This is a genomic window from Pseudomonas sp. L7, assembly GCF_046605565.1.
In the GTDB taxonomy this organism is placed as follows: Bacteria; Pseudomonadota; Gammaproteobacteria; order Pseudomonadales; family Pseudomonadaceae; genus Aquipseudomonas; species Aquipseudomonas wayambapalatensis.
The window spans coordinates 481,308-497,500 of sequence record NZ_CP176784.1; the positions used below are offsets into that span (position 1 = coordinate 481,308).

The 16,193-nt window shown below is 63.3% G+C and carries 18 protein-coding genes (1 of these 18 only partly in view); 8 read left to right on the forward strand and 10 right to left on the reverse strand.

What is annotated here, in order from left to right:
- Window positions 1-112 precede the first annotated feature (112 nt).
- Window positions 113-2,002 (reverse strand): esterase EstP, encoded by a 1,890-nt coding sequence (estP, locus tag ACK3BK_RS02230; protein ID WP_411383668.1) that lies wholly within the window; start codon window positions 2,000-2,002, stop codon window positions 113-115.
- A 363-nt stretch (window positions 2,003-2,365) separates the two neighbouring features.
- Between estP and ACK3BK_RS02235 the strand changes: the two genes are divergently transcribed.
- From ACK3BK_RS02235 to ACK3BK_RS02250, 4 genes are all read left to right on the forward strand, one after another.
- Window positions 2,366-2,959, forward strand: a complete 594-nt coding sequence (locus ACK3BK_RS02235; RefSeq protein ID WP_186667563.1) for an aminodeoxychorismate/anthranilate synthase component II — start codon at window positions 2,366-2,368, stop codon at window positions 2,957-2,959.
- A gap of 9 nt (window positions 2,960-2,968) precedes the next feature.
- Window positions 2,969-4,018 (forward strand): anthranilate phosphoribosyltransferase, encoded by a 1,050-nt coding sequence (gene trpD, locus ACK3BK_RS02240; RefSeq protein ID WP_186667564.1) that lies wholly within the window; start codon window positions 2,969-2,971, stop codon window positions 4,016-4,018.
- Window positions 4,015-4,848 carry an indole-3-glycerol phosphate synthase TrpC gene (trpC, locus tag ACK3BK_RS02245; protein ID WP_186667565.1) on the forward strand — a complete coding sequence of 278 codons (834 nt, stop codon included), beginning with the start codon at window positions 4,015-4,017 and terminating at the stop codon, window positions 4,846-4,848. The genes trpD and trpC overlap by 4 nt, the downstream gene beginning before the upstream one ends.
- 92 nt (window positions 4,849-4,940) lie before the next feature.
- Window positions 4,941-5,645: a biotin/lipoate A/B protein ligase family protein gene (locus ACK3BK_RS02250; RefSeq protein WP_186720097.1), complete on the forward strand. Its 705-nt coding sequence runs from the start codon at window positions 4,941-4,943 to the stop codon at window positions 5,643-5,645.
- Here the strand turns inward: ACK3BK_RS02250 and crp are convergent.
- Window positions 5,642-6,286, reverse strand: a complete 645-nt coding sequence (crp, locus tag ACK3BK_RS02255) for a cAMP-activated global transcriptional regulator CRP (protein WP_054925379.1) — start codon at window positions 6,284-6,286, stop codon at window positions 5,642-5,644. The genes ACK3BK_RS02250 and crp overlap by 4 nt on opposite strands.
- Window positions 6,287-6,474: 188 nt before the next feature.
- On the opposite strand from crp, the gene ACK3BK_RS02260 reads away from it, so the two are divergent.
- Window positions 6,475-6,897: an OsmC family protein gene (locus ACK3BK_RS02260; protein ID WP_028689009.1), complete on the forward strand. Its 423-nt coding sequence runs from the start codon at window positions 6,475-6,477 to the stop codon at window positions 6,895-6,897.
- A 30-nt stretch (window positions 6,898-6,927) separates the two neighbouring features.
- Here the strand turns inward: ACK3BK_RS02260 and ACK3BK_RS02265 are convergent, their stop codons facing one another.
- The 6 genes from ACK3BK_RS02265 to hemJ form a co-directional block, all read right to left on the reverse strand.
- Window positions 6,928-7,968 (reverse strand): DUF2157 domain-containing protein, encoded by a 1,041-nt coding sequence (locus tag ACK3BK_RS02265; protein WP_186709558.1) that lies wholly within the window; start codon window positions 7,966-7,968, stop codon window positions 6,928-6,930.
- Between the two features lie 9 nt (window positions 7,969-7,977).
- On the reverse strand, window positions 7,978-8,625 hold the full coding sequence (gene coq7 / locus ACK3BK_RS02270) for a 2-polyprenyl-3-methyl-6-methoxy-1,4-benzoquinone monooxygenase (protein ID WP_112897195.1): 648 nt from the start codon (window positions 8,623-8,625) through the stop codon (window positions 7,978-7,980).
- A gap of 66 nt (window positions 8,626-8,691) precedes the next feature.
- The gene (locus tag ACK3BK_RS02275; RefSeq protein ID WP_003255518.1) at window positions 8,692-9,030 is read right to left on the reverse strand and encodes a histidine triad nucleotide-binding protein; all 339 of its coding nucleotides are present in this window, start codon (window positions 9,028-9,030) and stop codon (window positions 8,692-8,694) included.
- 64 nt (window positions 9,031-9,094) lie between these two features.
- Window positions 9,095-9,877 carry an SDR family NAD(P)-dependent oxidoreductase gene (locus tag ACK3BK_RS02280; protein ID WP_186667568.1) on the reverse strand — a complete coding sequence of 261 codons (783 nt, stop codon included), beginning with the start codon at window positions 9,875-9,877 and terminating at the stop codon, window positions 9,095-9,097.
- 74 nt (window positions 9,878-9,951) lie between these two features.
- Window positions 9,952-10,899, reverse strand: coding sequence for an NAD(P)H-dependent flavin oxidoreductase (locus ACK3BK_RS02285; RefSeq protein WP_411383669.1), 948 nt, complete (start codon window positions 10,897-10,899; stop codon window positions 9,952-9,954).
- 29 nt (window positions 10,900-10,928) lie between these two features.
- Window positions 10,929-11,354, reverse strand: a complete 426-nt coding sequence (gene hemJ / locus ACK3BK_RS02290; RefSeq protein ID WP_186709560.1) for a protoporphyrinogen oxidase HemJ — start codon at window positions 11,352-11,354, stop codon at window positions 10,929-10,931.
- Window positions 11,355-11,495: 141 nt separating this feature from the next.
- Here hemJ and argC point away from each other — a divergent pair, with 141 nt between their 5' ends.
- Together argC and erpA are read left to right on the forward strand one after the other, a co-directional pair.
- Window positions 11,496-12,530, forward strand: a complete 1,035-nt coding sequence (argC, locus tag ACK3BK_RS02295) for an N-acetyl-gamma-glutamyl-phosphate reductase (protein WP_063542462.1) — start codon at window positions 11,496-11,498, stop codon at window positions 12,528-12,530.
- 144 nt (window positions 12,531-12,674) lie between these two features.
- Window positions 12,675-13,025, forward strand: coding sequence for an iron-sulfur cluster insertion protein ErpA (gene erpA, locus ACK3BK_RS02300; RefSeq protein WP_186667571.1), 351 nt, complete (start codon window positions 12,675-12,677; stop codon window positions 13,023-13,025).
- A 54-nt stretch (window positions 13,026-13,079) separates the two neighbouring features.
- On the opposite strand, the gene ACK3BK_RS02305 is transcribed toward erpA, so the two are convergent.
- Window positions 13,080-14,171, reverse strand: a complete 1,092-nt coding sequence (locus ACK3BK_RS02305; RefSeq protein ID WP_411383670.1) for an anhydro-N-acetylmuramic acid kinase — start codon at window positions 14,169-14,171, stop codon at window positions 13,080-13,082.
- A gap of 3 nt (window positions 14,172-14,174) precedes the next feature.
- Complete coding sequence (locus ACK3BK_RS02310) at window positions 14,175-15,596, reverse strand: peptidoglycan DD-metalloendopeptidase family protein (RefSeq protein WP_288375688.1); 1,422 nt, start codon at window positions 15,594-15,596, stop codon at window positions 14,175-14,177.
- Between the two features lie 245 nt (window positions 15,597-15,841).
- Here ACK3BK_RS02310 and tyrS point away from each other — a divergent pair, with 245 nt between their 5' ends.
- Window positions 15,842-16,193, forward strand: the 5' portion of a protein-coding gene (gene tyrS / locus ACK3BK_RS02315) for a tyrosine--tRNA ligase (protein WP_411383671.1). It continues 848 nt past the right edge of the window; only the first 352 of its 1,200 coding nucleotides appear in the window; it begins with the start codon at window positions 15,842-15,844; its stop codon lies beyond the right edge, outside the window.

The following is a 16,193-nucleotide window of genomic DNA, read 5'->3' on the forward strand; positions in this document are numbered from 1 at the left end:
TTTTTTTGGTGGTGTGAGGGGGCTGCTGTGCAGCCCATCGCGGGGCCAGCCCGCTCCTACAGGTTCACTGCTATTTCTGTAGGAGCGGGCTGGCCACGCGATGGGTTAACCCTCAAAAGTCCAGGCTCACCGCCAGGCTGACGCCCTGCTGACGCAGCTCATCACTCTTGCGCCAGTTGTAGTTCCCCCGCAGGTTCACCCCCGGCACCAGTTCATGGCTGAGGCCCAGGCTTGCCCGGGTCAGGTTGCTGTGCGGCGTGTAGCCGGCCAGGGTGAAGTCGTTGCCCGGCAGGGTGGTCAGGTGCATGGTCAGGTCCTGGCGGTCATCCTCGAACTCGTGCTCGCGCGCGACCTCGGCGAACAACCGCGTGCTTGGCAGCACCTGCACAGTGCCCAGCAGGCCCGCGCCCAGTCGGCGGGACTTGCGCTCCTGATCATCGAAGCTCAGAGCCGTCGAGCGACCGCTCTTCTCGTCATAACCATCGACCTTGACCCGTGCATAGTCGGCGCTGATGAACGGAGCCAGTTGCCAACGGCTCTCGTCGGCGGCCAGGTTGTAGCCCAGCCGTCCACTGATGGCCCAGGCCTCGCCATCGGTGTCGCCTTTCTCGGTGCGTTCGCTGGCGCCGAGGGCAAAGCTGCGCTTGAGGTCGCTGTAGTCCAGGTGGCCGGCAGTCAGCGTCGCATCGGCCCACCAGCGGTTCTGGCGGAACTGGGCGAAGGCGCTGGCCAGGTAGCTGTCGAGCTTGTAGTCCGAGTCTTGTTGGCCTGCCTCCAGTTTCTGTCTGTAGACGCCCGCTGCCAGACCGACGCGCCAGGCATCATCGAGCCGGTAGCTGCCGCCGAGGGTCAGGTTGTAGCCGCGGCCATCGCCACTTGCCGAACTGCGCTGGCTGCCGAAGTCCAGGTCCTGGGCGCCGGTGGCGACGAAGGCTTGCCACTGGCCGACCGCCTGCCAGGGTGTCTGCCACTGGTTGCGCAGCTCATCCTGATGAGCACGCAAGCTGGCGTGGGCCATTTCCGGAAGCAGCGTCAGTTCCCACGGGGCGGCGAGGATGGAGTAAGCGTAGTCGGCGATCAGTTGCTGGCCGGCAATGGTCGGGTGTACCGAGTCGTTGAACAGCAAGCGGGTCGGGTCGGGGTTGGTGCCGTTGGCGCCATAGACCGGGTTTTGCACGCAGCCGTCGCCGCTGTAGCAGGTTCCGACCAGGTTCTGGTCGGCGGCCAGGCCGAATTCTGCCGGGCTGCGCAGTGCTTCGCCGAGCAGGGTGGGGATGTTCAGCGGGATGATTTCAGCGTCGATCTGGCGCAATTGGTTGAGCAGCGACTGGTTGAACACGCCCGAGAGCTGCGACAGCGGCCCCTGCTGTGGTGTCCCGCTGAAGTTCGGGGTCTGCCCCAGGTCGGGCAGCAGCCACACCATGATGTAGCGCGCCCCGCCCTGTTGCAGGGCCTGGGCGCTGGCGGCGAGGCGCGCACCTGCGGCGGCGGCATCGGCGGCGCTGTTGACGCGGCCTTGAAGGAAGTCGTTGCCGCCGCCGGTGATGTAATAAAGGGCATTCGGATCGGCCTGCAGGCCATTGGCCAGGTAGCCCGGGCGTTCGCGCAGGACGGTCCCGGCTCCCTGGTTGCCCGGCGGTACGATCAGCTCGGAAGAGTCGGTGATGGAGTCGAGGATCTGGTCGGTCCGGTAGCCGCCGACTGCCCAGTTGTTGCCGTCCGGACGAATTCCCAGGGAGGTCGACGGGTTGAGCTGGTCCGGGTCGATGCCGAGGCGCCCGCCGAGGATCATTGGCGATACCGGGGCGAAGTTGCCATTGGCATCACGATTGGTGAAGCGTCGGCCCTCGGTGCCACCGGTGAGGTCAGGGAACTGCCCGGCATCGCTGAGGCTGTCGCCGAACACGATCAGCGAAGAGTATGGCGAGGGTGCTGCCATGGCCTGGCTGCAGGCGAGGGTGAGCAGGCACAGGGCCGTGCGCAGGAAAGGTGGCTGTCGCATGTGTGAAGTTCCTTTTCATTGTTTTTATGGAGACAAGCCCGAAGACCTTAGCAAAAAAGCGCGCGGTCCGTTCGTTTCCCGGTATTTACGGCGTATTGCGCCTCTCGTCGCGGTAGGCTACTGTGCCGGGACGTATGAGCGAGAACTACCCCGTGTTGATCGTCAGCAAACTCCTGATGCGCGTTATCAAGGCTCACGCCCGTTGGCGTTGGCGCGCCTGACTCTTTCTCCTGCCGGTCCTGTCCGGCCCGTCCCCGTTTGCCCTCCTGTCGTTCCAGTTTCGCCGTCGCGGCAGAACCGCGCCCATGGCCGACGCAGGAAGGTTCGAAAGCACAGTCAGTAGATTCAAGAGGTTGCCCCCAGATGTTACTGATGATCGACAATTACGACTCCTTCACCTACAACGTCGTCCAGTACCTCGGCGAGTTGGGTGCTGAGGTCAAGGTCATTCGCAACGACGAACTGACCATCGCTCAGATCGAAGCCCTCAACCCGGAGCGCATCGTCGTCTCGCCTGGCCCTTGCACGCCCAGTGAGGCAGGCGTTTCCATCGAGGCCATCCTGCACTTTGCCGGCAAGCTGCCGATCCTCGGCGTGTGCCTGGGTCACCAGTCCATCGGCCAGGCGTACGGCGGTGACGTGGTGCGGGCCCGCCAGGTAATGCACGGCAAGACCAGCCCAGTGTTCCACCGCGACCTGGGCGTGTTCGCCGGCCTGAACAACCCGTTGACCGTGACCCGCTACCATTCGCTGGTGGTCAAGCGCGAAACCCTGCCGGACTGCCTCGAAGTTACCGCCTGGACTGCCCATGAAGACGGTTCGGTCGACGAGATCATGGGCTTGCGTCACAAGACCCTGAACATCGAAGGGGTGCAGTTCCACCCCGAGTCCATCCTCACCGAGCAGGGTCACGAGCTGTTCGCCAATTTCCTCAAGCAGACCGGCGGCCGCCGCTAAGGACCGATCATGGATATCAAGAGCGCGCTGAGCCGCATCGTCGGCCACCTGGACCTGTCCACAGAAGAAATGCGCGATGTCATGCGTCAGATCATGACCGGGCAATGCACCGAGGCGCAGATCGGCGCCTTCCTGATGGGCATGCGCATGAAGAGCGAAAGCATCGACGAGATCGTTGGTGCTGTTTCGGTCATGCGTGAGCTGGCCGACAAGGTCGAGCTCAAGAGCCTCGACGGCGTGGTCGACATTGTCGGCACCGGCGGCGACGGGGCCAACATCTTCAACGTCTCCACAGCTTCGGCCTTTGTGCTCGCCGCGGCCGGTTGCCCGGTGGCCAAGCACGGCAACCGCGCGGTGTCCGGCAAGAGCGGCAGCGCCGACCTGCTGGAGGCGGCCGGCATCTACCTGAACCTTACGCCGGTACAGGTGGCCCGCTGCATCGACAGCCTGGGGATCGGTTTCATGTTCGCCCAGACTCACCACAGCGCAATGAAGCATGCCGCTGGCCCGCGTCGCGACCTGGGCCTGCGCACGCTCTTCAACATGCTCGGCCCGCTTACGAATCCGGCCGGTGTGAAGCACCAGGTGGTTGGCGTGTTCACCCAGGCCCTGTGCCGCCCGCTGGCCGAAGTGTTGCAGCGCCTGGGCAGCAAGCATGTGCTGGTGGTGCACTCCAAGGATGGCCTGGACGAATTCAGCCTGGCCGCACCGACCTTCGTCGCGGAACTGAAGAACGGTGAGATCACCGAGTACTGGGTAGAACCGGAAGACCTTGGCATGAAGAGCCAGAGCCTGCACGGCCTGGCGGTCGAGGATCCGCAGGCTTCGCTGGCGCTGATCCGTGACGCCCTGGGCCGCCGCAAGACCGAAAATGGCCAGAAAGCTGCCGAAATGATCGTGCTCAACGCCGGCGCCGCGCTGTATGCCGCCGACCACGCGATGAGCCTGAAATCGGGCGTCGAACTCGCCCACGATGTACTGCACACCGGCCTTGCCTGGGAAAAACTCCAGGAGCTGGGCGCCTTTACCGCGGTATTCAAGCAGGAGAACGGAGCATGAGCGTACCGACGGTGCTGGAAAGAATCATCGCCCGCAAGTTTCAGGAAGTGGCCGAGCGCAGCGCGCGCGTGAGCCTCGCCGAGCTGGAGCGTCTGGCCAAGGTCGCCGATGCTCCGCGCGGCTTTGCCAACGCCTTGATCGAACAGGCCAAGCGCAAGCAGCCGGCGGTCATCGCTGAAATCAAGAAGGCCTCGCCGAGCAAGGGCGTGATCCGCGAGCACTTCGTGCCTGCGGAAATCGCGGTCAGCTACGAGAAGGGCGGCGCGACCTGCCTGTCGGTACTCACTGACGTGGATTACTTCCAGGGCGCTGACGAATACCTGCAACAGGCGCGCGCCGCCGTGTCGCTGCCGGTGATCCGCAAGGACTTCATGGTCGATCCCTACCAGATCGTCGAAGCCCGCGCCCTGGGCGCCGACTGCGTGCTGCTGATCGTCTCGGCACTGGACGATGTGAAGATGGCCGAGCTTGCCGCCACTGCCAAGGATGTCGGTCTCGATGTGCTGGTGGAGGTGCACGATGGCGATGAGCTGGAGCGCGCGCTGAAAACCCTCGACACGCCGCTGGTGGGGGTCAACAACCGCAACCTGCACACCTTCGAGGTCAGCCTGGATACCACACTCGACCTGCTGCCGCGCATTCCGCGTGACCGCCTGGCGATCACCGAGAGCGGTATCCTCAACCGCGCCGACGTGGAGCTGATGGAAATCAACGAAGTGTATTCGTTCCTGGTGGGCGAGGCCTTCATGCGGGCCGAGCAGCCGGGCTTGGAACTGCAGCGGCTGTTCTTCCCGGATCAGGTGAAGAAGACTGTTCAGCCTCTGGACTGATCAAGATAAGGAAGCCGGCTTGATGCCGGCTTTTTTGTATGCCTGTTCTGGCCCTTTCGTGGGCAAGTGGACCTAACTTCCAAGGTGGATCAATGACCGATCAACCCCTGGCCCTCACCGTCGAGCAGGGCCTGCACGCCGAACAGGAGCTGCTCGCCGCCGTCTGCCGTGGCGAGCGTGAATCTGGTGTGCTCTTCTGGCGCCCCACCGACCATGCGCTGGTCATGCCACGGCGTATGAGCCGGCTCGATAATTTCGAAGCTGCCTGTGCGGAGCTGGCGATTGCCGGCTGGCCCGTGCTGCTGCGTGAAACCGGTGGTGAACCCGTGCCGCAATCCCATTCGACGGTGAACGTGGCGCTGGTCTACGTCGCACCGCGCAGCGAAGGCGATCACGGACGCATCGAGAACGCATACGAGCGCTTGTGCCTGCCGCTTTGCGATGTCTTGCGCGAATGGGGTGGTGTGGCGTCGGTCGGGGAGATCGACGGTGCGTTCTGCGATGGTCGCTACAACGTCAATCTCAACGGCCGCAAGCTGGTCGGCACTGCCCAGCGCTGGCGCCAGGGGCTGGGCGGCAAGCGCCCGGTGGTGCTGGTGCATGGGGCGCTGCTGCTGGACAACGAGCGTGAGTCGATGGTGGCGGCGGTCAATCGTTTCAACGAATGTTGTGGGCTGGAGCAACGCTGCCGTGCCGACAGCCATATTGCCTTGCATGAAGTGGCGCCCGCAGTCCCTTGGTTCGAACGGCTGTCCCAGGCCTACGCCGAGGTGATCGCGGCGCTGCCCAAGGATTAACGGGTGCCGTAGACCACCATGGTCTTGCCCTTGACCTGCACCAGGCTGCGTTCCTCGAGATCCTTGAGCACGCGGCCGACCATCTCGCGCGAGCAGCCGACGATCCGACCGATTTCCTGACGGGTGATCTTGATCTGCATACCGTCGGGGTGGGTCATGGCATCTGGCTGCTTGCACAGGTCGAGCAGGCAACGAGCGACGCGGCCGGTGACGTCGAAGAAGGCCAGGTCGCCGACCTTGCGCGTGGTGTTGCGCAGGCGCTGGGCCATCTGGCTGCCAAGGGCGTAGAGAATGTCCGGATCGTGGCGGGCCAGCTCGCGGAACTTGTCGTAGCTGATCTCGGCCACTTCGCATTCGGTCTTGGCCCGTACCCAGGCACTGCGCTGCTGTTCGGGGCCCGCCGGTTCGAACAACCCCAGCTCACCGAAGAAATCACCATTGTTGAGGTAGGCGATGATCATCTCGTGACCTTCGTCGTCCTCGATCAGGATGGTCACCGAACCCTTGACGATGAACGACAGCGTCTCGGCTCGGTCGCCGGCGCAGATGATGTTGCTCTTGGCGGCATAGCGGCGGCGTTGGCAGTGCACCAGCAGCTTGTCGATATTCTTGATCTTGGCAGGGAGTGCTGAGGCTACCATCACGAAATCCTGTTCGAGCGACGCAGAGGCATTTTGTAGGAGGTTACTGACAGAGGGCGCCAGTGATTTGGCGTCAGCTTATCAGACACTTTGGGTTTATCGGCATGAAACCCTAACGTCTTGAGCTTTTCCGACGGCGCTACAAGGTCTAAGCTGACGGCCTTTTACGAAATCAGGAGTCCGGATAGATGAAGGCGCGCATCCAGTGGGCCGGTGAGGCCATGTTCCTCGGTGAGTCGGGGAGTGGGCATGTCGTGGTCATGGACGGTCCTCCCGAGGCTGGCGGTCGTAACCTGGGCGTACGCCCGATGGAGATGCTGCTGCTCGGCCTGGGTGGCTGCAGCAGTTTCGATGTGGTCAGCATCCTGAAGAAGTCCCGACAGGCGGTGGAAAGCTGCGAAGCCTTCCTTGAGGCCGAGCGAGCCAGCGAAGATCCGAAGGTGTTCACCAAGATCCACCTGAATTTCGTGGTCAAAGGCCGCGGGCTGAAGGAAGCGCAGGTCAAGCGGGCAGTGGAGCTGTCGGCCGAGAAATATTGCTCGGCCTCGATCATGCTTGATCGGGCGGGCGTGGAAATCACCCATGGCTACGAGATCGTGGAGCTGGGTTGAGACTGTGGGGCCGCCTGGCGGCCCCGGTTTTCAGTCACGCAGGGCTGGCAGCGCGTCCAGTAGCCATTGCGGCAGTTTTGCCCGCAACGATTGACTCAGTCGTTCACGACGCTTCTGGTAGGCCAGGCCCAGGCCGATCACGCCAAGCCCGATCAATGTGATCACCACCGGGAACAGCAGCGACTCGGCGAACACGTCATACGACAGGTAGCCCAGGTACGCAGCCACGCCCATGGCACCGAATACCATGAACATCGGGCGGCGCAGCAACACTGCACATCCCATCAAGCCAAGGTTGATCAGGCAATAGAGCGCCTTGCCCACTTCACTGTCGCTGTTCATCGAAGTCAGCCCGCCCCAGAAGGCCAGAAGCCCTGCCAGGTAACCCCAGTAGGCGTAGTCGCGGCGCGTGCGACCGTCCACCGCCAGGAACGCGGCCAGCAACAGCAGGCCGAACCACACCGAGACGTTCTGGCGCTGCTCCCAACTGAACACTTCGCCGTAGAACCATTCGCTGAGGTCCATGGACATGAACCACAGGGCCACCGCGATTGGCATCACGATGAAGGGGAAAGGCACCAGGCGCAGCATCGCCAGCCCGGCGACGACGGTTGCCGCTTCCATCAGCAGCCAGCCGCCTTGCACGTAGGTGTAGTACTGGTGGTAGTCGAACTGCACGTCATCCAGCGGCCACCAGCCGAGCAGGCGTTCGAGGGCGAACACTGCCAGCGGTACGATGCTCACGGCGACGGCGGCCAGAACCCCGGCGGCAATGGCCTGCCCGCGGCGCTGGAGTGACAGGGCGAACAGGGTAAGGCTGGCGATATAGAGCAGGGCGATGGCGAGCAGGGCCGAGTCACCAATGCGCATCCACGCCTCGGTGAGCAGCCAGCCCATGGCCGCCATGATCAGCAGTGCGCCGAAGTAGAAGGCGACATGGGCCAACTGGAACCGGCCCTGTTGCTGCGGTTGCTGGCGCAGGAATTCGAGCAGTGCCCGATCCTGGCCTGGCTGGAGGACGCCGGCGCTTACCGCGCTGGCCAGATCCTTGGCATCGAAGCGCTCGGTCATCGGTGGGTCCTAGATGCGGTAGGTGCTCTTGGTCATCACCTTGGCCAGCAGGCTCATGCCGAAACGCACCGGGGCCGGGAAACGATAGCCGCCGGCTTCCAGAGCGGATTCGGCGTGTTGCTCTTCATCGACGCGCATCTGTTCGAGGATGGCGCGGGATTTTTCGTCTTCTTCGGGGATCTGTTCGAGGTGCTCGTCCAGGTGCTTGCAGACCTGGTGCTCGGTGGCGGCGACGAAGCCCAGGCTGACCTTGTCGCTGACCAGGCCGGCGAGGGCACCGATGCCGAACGACATGCCGTAGAACAGCGGGTTGAGCACACTTGGGTGGCTGCCCAGTTGGCGGATGCGCTGCTCGCACCAGGCCAGGTGGTCGATTTCTTCCTCGGCGGCATGCTCCATGGCCTTGCGTACCTGCGGCAGCTTGGCGGTCAGGGCCTGACCTTGGTAGAGCGCCTGGGCGCAGACCTCACCGGTATGGTTGATGCGCATCAGGCCGGCAATATGGCGGGTCTGGGACTCGTCCAGCTCGGCATCCGGCTGGATGATCGCAGGCGAGGGACGGGAAGGTTGGCCGCTGAAGGGCAGCAGGGTGCGCATGGCGGTATCAGCCTGCAGCAACAAGCGGTCGAGCGGCGAATAGTGACGTTCGGTAGCCATCGGGCACCTCCACTAAAGTGATGCCCGACAGTTTAACTCAATCATGCCGGATGGGCTTGCCTTGGGTCAGCCCGGCGGCCAGTTCATCTGACGCTGGCCGAGCACGTGCATGTGAATGTGGTAGACCGTCTGCCCACCCTTGGGGTTGCAGTTCATGACCACACGGAAACCTTCCTCGCAGCCTTGCTCGACGGCCAGGCGCTGGGCGGTGAACAGGATGTGGCCAGCCAGGGCCTTGTCCTCTTCGGTCAGGTCGTTGAGGGTCCGGATGTGCTTTTTCGGGATGACCAGAAAATGTACCGGCGCTGCAGGGGCGATATCCTTGAAGGCCAGGATCTGGTCGTCTTCGTAGATGATATCCGCCGGGATTTCCCGGTTGATGATCTTGAGGAATAGATCGTCCACGTCACTTGCTCCTTGGTGAGGGTCGAAGCGCAGTGTACTCAGCGAGGCGCTGCTCGGACAGAGGTCATTCGGCGCCGATCGGGCAGTAGCGACGATGGATCACGCCCGCCAGCTTGCGGCTCAACCAGCGCGGCAGAAGGCGTGGGGCGAAGGCCAGCCAGCGATTGCGTCGGCCCGGCATGATCAGGGCGCGGTTCTTGTCCAGCGCGCGCACGGTGTAGAGCGCCACTTCTTCGGCGCTCAGGCAGCGCGAACTGCCCTCCAGGCGCGGGATGTGTCGTTTTGCCGAGTGGATCGGGCCCGGGCACAAAACCGACACCTTGACCCCGGTACGACGCAGTTCTTCGCGCAGGGCTTCCGAGAAATTCAGTACATAGGCCTTGCTGGCGCTGTAGCACGCCATCCACGGACCCGGCGCGGCGCTGGCCAGTGAGGCCACGTTGAGGATCTGGCCGCCACCGTGCACCGCCATCAGGTTGCCGATGGCGTGGCACAGGCGGGTGAGGGCGAGGATATTGACCTCCAGCAGGTCTTGTTCGTCGGCCCACTCATGGGCCAGGAAGGGCCCGTAGGTGCGCTGCCCGGCACAGTTGACCAGCAGGTCGATGCGCCGCTCGCCCTCTTCCAGCTCGAGTACGAACCCCGAGAGGCGCAAAGGCTGGCTGAGGTCGCAGGCGCGCAGCAAGACCTCGACGCCGAAGCGCTGGGTCAGCTCGACCGCGATTGGCTCAAGGGTTTCGCGGTGGCGTGCCACCAGGATCAGGTTGCGCCCGCGCCGCGCCAGGGCCTCCGCCAGGGCCAGGCCCAGGCCGCTGGAAGCTCCGGTGATCATGGCGTAACGGGTCATGCAAGGCTCCTGGGGGCGGAAGAGGGCGCCTAGTGTACAGCTTGGCTGGGGCTGTTGTGGTCTTTTGCAGGGCTTCAGCGCGCCAGTTCAGCGGTGCGAAGCTGGGCGGCTCGGTATTCGTCACGCAGGCGCTCGATCAGCGCTGCCGTATCGGGCAGGTCATGGATACCGCCCGCGCCCTGGCCCGCCGACCACACGGTTTTCCAGGCCTTGGCCTCTTCATCCAGCGGTTTGAGCTTCACCTCGCCCAGGTTGTGCTTGAGCGCGGCCATGTCGTAACCGGCCTGCTCGAGGCTCTGGCGCAGGAAACTGGCCGGCACACCCGAGACCGCCGGGGTGTGGACGATGTCGGCGGCGTGAGCATCGAGCAGCATTTGTTTGTAGGCACCTTGGGCTTGGCTCTCGCGAGTGGCGATGAAGCGTGTGCCCATGTAGGCGAGGTCCGCGCCGAGCAGACGTGCCGCGAGGATTTCGTGACCGTGGTTGATGCAACCGGCCAACAGCAGGGTCTTGTCGAAGAACTGGCGAATCTCCGCGACCAGGGCGAAGGGGCTCCAGGTCCCGGCATGACCGCCGGCACCCGCAGCCACGGCGATCAGGCCATCAACGCCGGCCTCGGCGGCTTTCTCGGCGTGACGACGGGTGGTGACATCGTGGAACACCAGGCCGCCATAGCCGTGCACCGCGTCTACCACCTCCTTCGCAGCGCCCAGGCTGGTGATCACGATCGGCACCCGGTGCTCCACGCACAGGGCGAGGTCGGCCTGCAGGCGCGGGTTGCTCGGGTGCACGATCAGGTTCACGGCATAAGGCGCAGTTGCCTGCAATTGCGCAAGGCCCGCCTCGATCTCCTCCAGCCAGGCCTTGAAGCCGGCGCTGTCGCGCTGGTTCAGCGCCGGAAAGCTACCCACCACACCGTTGGCGCAGCAAGCCAGTACCAGCTGCGGATTGGAGATCAGGAACATCGGCGCGGCGACCACGGGCAGTCGCAGGCGGTGTTCGAGTGTTGCAGGCAGGGACATGGCAAGGCTCCTTCGCTCAGGGGTTATGCTCAGAACGGTTTGACCACCACCAGAATTACGATGGCCAGCAGGATCAGCACCGGTACTTCGTTGAACCAGCGGTAGTACACATGGCTGCGGGTGTTCTGTCCGGCGGCGAAGCGTTTGCGCTGTGCGCCGCATACGTGATGGTAGCCGGTCAGCAGGATCACCAGGGTCAGCTTGGCGTGCAGCCAGCCCTGGCTCAGCCAGCCGGGCGTCAGGTAGAGCATCCAGATACCGAACACGTAGGTTGCGATCATCGCCGGGTTCATGATGCCGCGGTACAGCTTGCGCTCCATGGTGACGAAGCGTTCCTGGCTGATGCTGTCCTGGCTCTGGGCGTGGTAGACGAACAGGCGCGGCAGGTAGAACAGGCCGGCGAACCAGCAGACCACGCTGACGATATGCAGCGCCTTGATCCAGAGATAGAGCATGGGGGAGTTCCTTCAGGTTTTCACGGTGGTCAGATAGTAGTGGTCCGGCACTGCGAAGGGGTACCCAAGAGTTGTTACAGGCGTCACGTAACCCTATTATCGTGCGCTTTCCAGTGGTCTCGTTGATGAGGGGCAAGCGTTATGATCAAGGTCGGTATCGTCGGCGGCACGGGTTACACCGGTGTCGAACTGTTGCGCCTGCTGGCACAGCACCCACAGGCCGAGGTAGCGGTCATCACGTCGCGCTCCGAGGCGGGTGTCGCGGTGGCCGACATGTACCCGAACCTGCGCGGCCACTATGACGGCCTGCAGTTCAGCGTCCCGGACAGCAAGACTCTCGGTGCCTGTGATGTGGTGTTCTTCGCCACACCGCATGGCGTTGCCCATGCCCTGGCCGGCGAGCTGCTGGCCGCCGGGACCAAAGTCATCGACCTGTCTGCCGACTTCCGTCTGCAGGACGCCGTCGAGTGGGGCAAGTGGTACGGCCAGCCGCATGGCGCGCCGGAACTGCTCAAGGATGCCGTCTACGGCCTGCCTGAAGTGAACCGCGAGAAGATCCGCCAGGCGCGTCTGATCGCCGTGCCAGGCTGCTACCCGACTGCGACCCAGCTTGGTTTCCTGCCACTGCTCGAAGCGGGTCTGGCCGATCCGTCGCGCCTGATTGCCGACTGCAAGTCGGGTGTCAGTGGCGCAGGCCGCGGTGCTGCAGTGGGCTCGCTGTTCTGCGAGGCTGGCGAAAGCATGAAGGCCTATGCGGTCAAAGGCCACCGTCACCTGCCGGAAATCAGCCAGGGCCTGCGCCTGGCGGCGGGCAAGGATATCGGCCTGACCTTCGTACCTCACCTGACCCCGATGATCCGCGGTATTCACGCCACCCTCTACGCGAATGTGGTCGACACCTCGGTTGACCTGCAGGCGCTGTTCGAAAAGCGCTACGCGAACGAGCCGTTCGTCGACGTGATGCCGGCCGGCAGCCACCCAGAGACGCGCAGCGTGCGCGGCGCCAACGTCTGCCGTATTGCCGTTCATCGCCCGCAGGGTGGTGATCTGGTGGTGGTGCTGTCGGTGATCGACAATCTGGTCAAGGGCGCGTCCGGCCAGGCAGTACAGAACCTTAACATCCTGTTCGGGCTGGATGAGCGCATGGGCCTTTCCCACGCGGGGCTGCTGCCTTAACCGTCAAGCAGGTGAAAAGGCACGCCCCGTGCGGGCCTTTTGGTTTGTCTCGACCAAAGCCGCACAATTCTTGACCAATTTTCTCGGAGAAGCGGATAATGCGCGTCATCGAGTTTTATGGCGGCTTACGCCGGGAGAACCAACATGAGCGTCGAAACCTTCACCCCCACCGCTTTGGAGTTTACCCAAGGGGCTGCGCACAAGGTGAAGACCCTGGTATCCGAGGAAGGCAATGATCGCCTCAAGCTGCGTGTGTTCGTCACAGGCGGCGGTTGCTCGGGTTTCCAGTACGGCTTCACTTTCGATGAAGACGTGGCCGATGACGACACCATTGTCGAGCGCGAAGGCGTTTCGCTGGTCGTCGATCCAATGAGCTTCCAGTACCTGGCCGGTGCTGAAGTGGACTACCAGGAAGGTCTGGAAGGCTCGCGCTTCGTGATCAAGAACCCGAATGCCGCCACCACCTGCGGGTGCGGTTCGTCGTTCTCGATCTGAGTCCGGCTTCAACGAAAACGCCGCGCAATTGCGCGGCGTTTTCGTTTCTGTCGATCAGGACGGGTAGATCGCGCCCAGCACTCGCAGCCCTCTGGCCGCCGTGACGCTTGGGCGGTTCGCCGGGATGCCTTCGAGGCAGCAATGAGCCAGCCATGCGAATGCCATCGCCTCGACCCAGTCCGGGTCAATACCTTGGGCATCGGTGCTGGTCACTTTCGCGGCCGGCAGCAGGGCGGCCAGCCTATTCATCAGGGTGCCATTGCGTGCGCCGCCGCCACAGACCATCAGGGCTTCGGTGCCTTGCTGGGCATTGCGCAAGGCATCGGTGATGCTGCGGGCGGTCAGTTCCAGCAGGGTGGCCTGAACGTCTTCGTCGCGATAACGCGGCAGCCTTGCCAGGTGAGCGTCGAGCCAGGGCAGGTTGAATACCTCGCGCCCGGTGCTCTTGGGGCCATTGCCGGCGAAGAACGGATCGCTCAGCAGCGTTGCCAGCAATTCGTCCTGCACCTTGCCGCTTGCCGCCCATGCGCCATCGGCGTCGAAGGTCTGGCCGCGCTTGCGCTCGATCCACGCATCCAGCAGCACATTGCCCGGGCCGCAGTCGAAGCCATGCACTGGCGTGTCTTGGGCAATGAGGCTCAGGTTGCTGAAGCCACCGACGTTGAGTACTGCCAGGCGCTGCCCCAGGTGGGCGAACAAGGCTTCGTGGAAGGCCGGGACCAGTGGTGCGCCCTGGCCGCCTGCGGCCACGTCGCGGCGACGGAAATCACCCACCACGCAGATGCCGGTCAGCTCGGCGAGCAATGCCGGGTTGCCGATCTGCACGGTAAAGCCGCGGGCTGGTTCGTGGCGGATGGTCTGGCCGTGGCTGCCGATGGCGCGGATGGCGCTGGGCTCGAGTTTCTGCTCGGCCAGCAATTGCCGGATGCCCTCTGCAGCAAGGCTGGCCCAGAGATTTTCGGCCAGCGCTGCCCGTGCGATCTCGTCGGGGCCACTGGCACAGAGGCTCAGCAGGTCCTGGCGAAGGTCGGAGGGCATGGGCAGGTAGCAGGTGGCGAGCAACCGTGGCTGCTCACACTGTTCGATCAGGGCAATGTCCAGGCCGTCAAGGCTGGTGCCGGACATCACCCCCAGGTAGAACGCCATGGATCAGCGCTTGTTGGCGGCGAGCAGCGTGGCCTTTTCCTGATCCATGCGAGCGATCAGGGGTTGGCTTTGCTGCATGAAGCGCTGGCGCTCGGCCTTGGCGATCGGATCGGCCATCGGCACCTTCTGGCTCAGCGGGTCGACATGGACGCCGTTGACCTGGAACTCGTAGTGCAGGTGCGGGCCAGTGGAGAGACCGGTGGTGCCAATATAGCCGATGATCTGGCCCTGCTTGACGTTGCTGCCGGTCTTGATGCCTTTGGCGAAGCCTTGCATGTGGCCATACAGGGTCTTGTAGGTGTTGCCGTGGGCGATGATCACTGTGTTGCCGTAGCCGCCGCGGCGGCCGGCCAGTTCGATGCGGCCATCACCGGCTGCCTTGATCGGCGTGCCGCGAGGCGCTGCATAGTCGACACCTTTGTGGGCGCGAATCTTGTTCAGGATCGGGTGCTTGCGCCCGGCGGAGAAGCGCGAGCTGATGCGGGCGAAGTCCACCGGTGTGCGGATGAACGCCTTTCGCAGGCTGTTGCCGTCAGCGGTGTAGTAGCTGGTATTGCCCTGCTTGTTGGTGTAGCGCACGGCGGTGTAGGTCTTGCCGCGATTGGTGAAACGCGCCGAGAGGATGTTGCCAGTGCCGATCACCTTGCCATCCATGACCTTCTGTTCGTATACCACGTCGAATTCGTCGCCAGGGCGGATGTCCTGGGCGAAGTCGATGTCGTAGCCCAGCACGCGGGCCATATCCATGGTCAGGCTGTGGGAAAGACCGGCACGTTGGGCCGAGGCCGAGAGCGAGCTCTTGATGACGCCATGGGCGTAGGCGGTTCGCACCAGGGGCTTGGTGATTTCGCGTTCGAACGCGTAGCCCTTGTCGGTCTTGTTCAGGCGGATGCTTTCGAGGTTGCTGACCTGGCTGTGCAAGCTGGCCAGTTGGCCGTCCTTGTCCAGTTCGAACTGTAGCACCTGGCCGTGTTTCAGCTGGCTGAACTGCTTGGCTTGCTTGTCGCTGGCCAGAACGTCATGCACGACGTTGGCGGGCAGGCCCACTTTGGCGAACAGTGTGGAGAGGGTGTCGCCACGGGCGACCACGACTTCGCGATGACCGGGGGCCTTGTCTTGCGCCTTCTCCTGCGCGACGGGTTGCGGCTGTCCGGCGGCCTGTTCTGTAGCGGGTTCATCCCCTTCGATCTGGGCGAAGGGCGAGCCGGCGGATTCGGTGGACTGCACCAGCGGTGCGGCCTTGGATTCGTCTTTGAGTTGCTCGGCCGGGGTTTCGAGCTCGAGGTTGAGGGTGGTCTTCTTCGCTTCTACGTCGCTGGAAGGAAATACCAGCAAGGCCAGGCTGAGCAGGGCGGCGATGCCGCTGGCGGCCAACAGATGGCTTTTCGGATAAAGCGGGGGCGCTTTAGGCGTGTCGTTGGTCATAGATGAGGTGACTTTGAAAAAGTGAATGAAAAAGGTGACTGAATACGCTGAAAAACACGGTGGAAAAGATGAATGACATGATGAAGATGAAATAACTGTATAAAATATAACCAAATCCATTTTCGCGCAAGGGCGCGTAGACGCCGCAAGGCGCCTTCCGGGTCACATTCCGTTGCGAAACTTGTATTTGACGGCCGATCTTGTATGGTTGGTCCCCTTTGAATCTGAGCCTTGCGGGTCTGTCTATGAAGTCGGTTGAAGAGCAGCTGGCGCTTATCAAGCGCGGTGCGGAAGAGGTGTTGGTCGAGTCGGAACTGGTGGAGAAGCTCAAGCGCGGCCAGCCGCTGCGTATCAAGGCTGGCTTCGACCCGACGGCTCCTGACCTGCATCTGGGTCACACCGTGCTGATCAACAAGCTGCGGCAGTTCCAGGAATTGGGGCATCAGGTGATCTTCCTGATCGGTGACTTCACCGGCATGATCGGTGACCCTAGCGGCAAGAGTGCCACGCGCCCGCCGCTGACCCGCGAGCAGGTTCTGGACAACGCCGAAACCTATAAGCAGCAAGTGTTCAAGATTCTCGACCCGGCCAAGACCG

What these genes read in the sequence shown, in the direction of transcription:
- estP (WP_411383668.1), bottom strand. Translation starts at nt 2,002, where the DNA reads ATGCGACAGCCACCTTTCCTGCGCACGGCCCTGTGCCTGCTCACCCTC.
- ACK3BK_RS02235 (WP_186667563.1), top strand. Translation starts at nt 2,366, where the DNA reads ATGTTACTGATGATCGACAATTACGACTCCTTCACCTACAACGTCGTC.
- trpD (WP_186667564.1), top strand. Translation starts at nt 2,969, where the DNA reads ATGGATATCAAGAGCGCGCTGAGCCGCATCGTCGGCCACCTGGACCTG.
- trpC (WP_186667565.1), top strand. Translation starts at nt 4,015, where the DNA reads ATGAGCGTACCGACGGTGCTGGAAAGAATCATCGCCCGCAAGTTTCAG.
- ACK3BK_RS02250 (WP_186720097.1), top strand. Translation starts at nt 4,941, where the DNA reads ATGACCGATCAACCCCTGGCCCTCACCGTCGAGCAGGGCCTGCACGCC.
- crp (WP_054925379.1), bottom strand. Translation starts at nt 6,286, where the DNA reads ATGGTAGCCTCAGCACTCCCTGCCAAGATCAAGAATATCGACAAGCTG.
- ACK3BK_RS02260 (WP_028689009.1), top strand. Translation starts at nt 6,475, where the DNA reads ATGAAGGCGCGCATCCAGTGGGCCGGTGAGGCCATGTTCCTCGGTGAG.
- ACK3BK_RS02265 (WP_186709558.1), bottom strand. Translation starts at nt 7,968, where the DNA reads ATGACCGAGCGCTTCGATGCCAAGGATCTGGCCAGCGCGGTAAGCGCC.
- coq7 (WP_112897195.1), bottom strand. Translation starts at nt 8,625, where the DNA reads ATGGCTACCGAACGTCACTATTCGCCGCTCGACCGCTTGTTGCTGCAG.
- ACK3BK_RS02280 (WP_186667568.1), bottom strand. Translation starts at nt 9,877, where the DNA reads ATGACCCGTTACGCCATGATCACCGGAGCTTCCAGCGGCCTGGGCCTG.
- ACK3BK_RS02285 (WP_411383669.1), bottom strand. Translation starts at nt 10,899, where the DNA reads ATGTCCCTGCCTGCAACACTCGAACACCGCCTGCGACTGCCCGTGGTC.
- hemJ (WP_186709560.1), bottom strand. Translation starts at nt 11,354, where the DNA reads ATGCTCTATCTCTGGATCAAGGCGCTGCATATCGTCAGCGTGGTCTGC.
- argC (WP_063542462.1), top strand. Translation starts at nt 11,496, where the DNA reads ATGATCAAGGTCGGTATCGTCGGCGGCACGGGTTACACCGGTGTCGAA.
- erpA (WP_186667571.1), top strand. Translation starts at nt 12,675, where the DNA reads ATGAGCGTCGAAACCTTCACCCCCACCGCTTTGGAGTTTACCCAAGGG.
- ACK3BK_RS02305 (WP_411383670.1), bottom strand. Translation starts at nt 14,171, where the DNA reads ATGGCGTTCTACCTGGGGGTGATGTCCGGCACCAGCCTTGACGGCCTG.
- ACK3BK_RS02310 (WP_288375688.1), bottom strand. Translation starts at nt 15,596, where the DNA reads ATGACCAACGACACGCCTAAAGCGCCCCCGCTTTATCCGAAAAGCCAT.